The organism is Johannesbaptistia floridana, from assembly GCF_057440575.1.
This window is the reverse complement of sequence record NZ_JALKVM010000195.1, coordinates 1-2,277: the sequence shown is the minus strand read 5'-3', so window position 1 is coordinate 2,277 and position 2,277 is coordinate 1. Positions and strand designations below refer to the sequence as shown.

Genomic DNA, 2,277 nt, shown 5'->3' with positions numbered 1-2,277 from the left:
TTTATGAGAGGACTCGGGCCTAATATGAATTTATGTTAAGAATCGTTGCATTATTATCTGCCACAAGTTATTGTAGTATAAGAAATAAGACATAAATTTGTATTTCATGAATAAGATAAATTTAGGAAATTTAGATGGTAGCAACGGCTTCGTACTCAACGGTATTGATGCTAACGACGCTTCTGGTCGTTCAGTTAGTAGTGCTGGTGACGTTAATGGCGATGGTGTCGATGACTTGATTGTCAGCGCTTTTTTTGCTGACCCCGACGGGAAGACAGACGCTGGCGAAACTTATGTAATTTATGGCAAAGCAAACGGTAATTTTTCTGCTAGTTTGGATTTAGACAATTTAACCACTAATGGCTTCACTATCAAGGGTGCTAATGCCGGCGATCGCTCTGGTCGTATAGTAAGTGCTACAGACATAGATAATGATGGGATAAATGACATAATTATTAGCGGCTATCTAGCAGATCCCGATGGTAAAACCGATGCTGGTGAAACTTATGTCATTTATGGCAGATCTAATAGTTTTACCTCTGGTATTTCGCTATCATCGGATCTAAATGGCACTAGGGGCTTTGTTATCAAAGGTGTTAATCCCGGCGATGAATCGGGATATTCAGTGAGTGATGCTGGAGATATTAATGGTGATGGGATAAATGACCTAGTTATTGGGGCAAGACTTGCCAACAATAAGACAGGAGCAGCTTATGTAGTTTTTGGAAGAAACGGAAGGACATTTGGTTCTACTTTGGACCTATCGAGTCTCGATGGCAGTAATGGTTTTACGATCAATGGGGTTCGTGCTATAGACCCAGACTTATTTGGTAGGTCCGTTAGTGACATAGGAGATATTAATGGCGATGGTGTCGATGACTTACTGATTGGTGCGCCTTTCGCTGCTCCTCCTAATGCTAGTCGGGCCACAAGAGCAGGGGCGGGATATGTTGTTTTTGGAAAAAAAGGTGGCTTTGATGCAACAATTGAAGCGTCTGCTCTAAATGGCATTAACGGTTTCAGAATCGATGCTAATCTCTTATCTGGTGATGGCGGTTTTACGAATGATGATGATCAGCTAGGAATATCTGTAAACGATGCTGGTGACATCAATGGAGATGGAAGAGATGACCTGATTATTGGTGCTGTTGGTGGTGATCCTGATTTTTTAAGAAGAGGAGCAGGAGAGACCTATGTAGTTTTTGGCCGTGATTCTTCTATTAATGTATCTGATCTTGACGGCACTAATGGTTTTACCCTCAATGGTATTGCTGGTGCCGACGAATCTGGCCGAGCTGTAAATAGTGCTGGAGATTTTAATAATGACGGAATTGATGATATTATCATTGGTGCAAGAAGCGCAGATCCCAATGGAAAAGAGAATGCAGGAGAAAGCTATATAGTTTTTGGTAACCGAAATGGTTTTCCTGAGACTTTTGAGCTTTCAAGTATCGATGGAGAGAACGGTTTAATCCTTGAAGGTGTTGATAGTGGCGACCTGACGGGATTTGCTGTGAGCAGCGCCGGAGATATTAATGGCGATGATATTGATGATGTCGCTGTTACTGCCAGAACTGCCACTGTCGATGGAAAGTCCGAGGCTGGAAAAACCTATGTAGTATTTGGATTTAACAATCGACCACCAGTAGCTGTAGATGATAACTTTGAAGTAGATGAAGATAGAACCCTCAGTAATAATGTTTTAAGCAATGACAGCGATCCTGATGGCGATAGCTTGACAGTTAGCAGTAATACTAATCCTAGAAACGGTACAGTTACTGTTAATAGCGATGGTTCATTTACTTATCGACCTGACCGTGATTTTAATGGTAGTGACCGCTTTAATTACACTATTGATGATGGTAACGGTGAAACTGACACAGCTAGAGTTGATATTACTATTAACCCTCGCCCAGATTCCCCAGATGCTAGAAATGATTTTTTTGCAACAGACGAAGGCCAAAGTGTTAGTGGTAACTTGTTTAACGACAATGGTAACGGTAGGGATAAAGATGACGACGGTGACGACTTTGCAGTTGTAAGAAATACTAATCCTAGTAATGGTACAGTTAATGTAAGTGGCAATGGCAATTTCACCTACACTCCTAATCCCGGTTTCGATGGTACTGATAGTTTTACTTACACAATTGAAGATGATACGGGCAGAGAGGATACAGCCACTGTAGAAATAACTGTAAATTCTGTTAATGATGCGCCAACAGCTAATAACGATACAGTGACTACCAATGAAAATACCATAGTCACTGGTGATGTGTT

1 protein-coding gene is annotated in these 2,277 nt (G+C 41.2%); it reads left to right on the top strand.

The genetic code is table 11. The features are described 5' to 3' along the window. Positions 1-106 precede the first annotated feature (106 nt). Positions 107-2,277: Ig-like domain-containing protein (locus MW688_RS13100; protein ID WP_486736455.1), on the top strand; the 2,171-nt coding region annotated here is incomplete at its 3' end.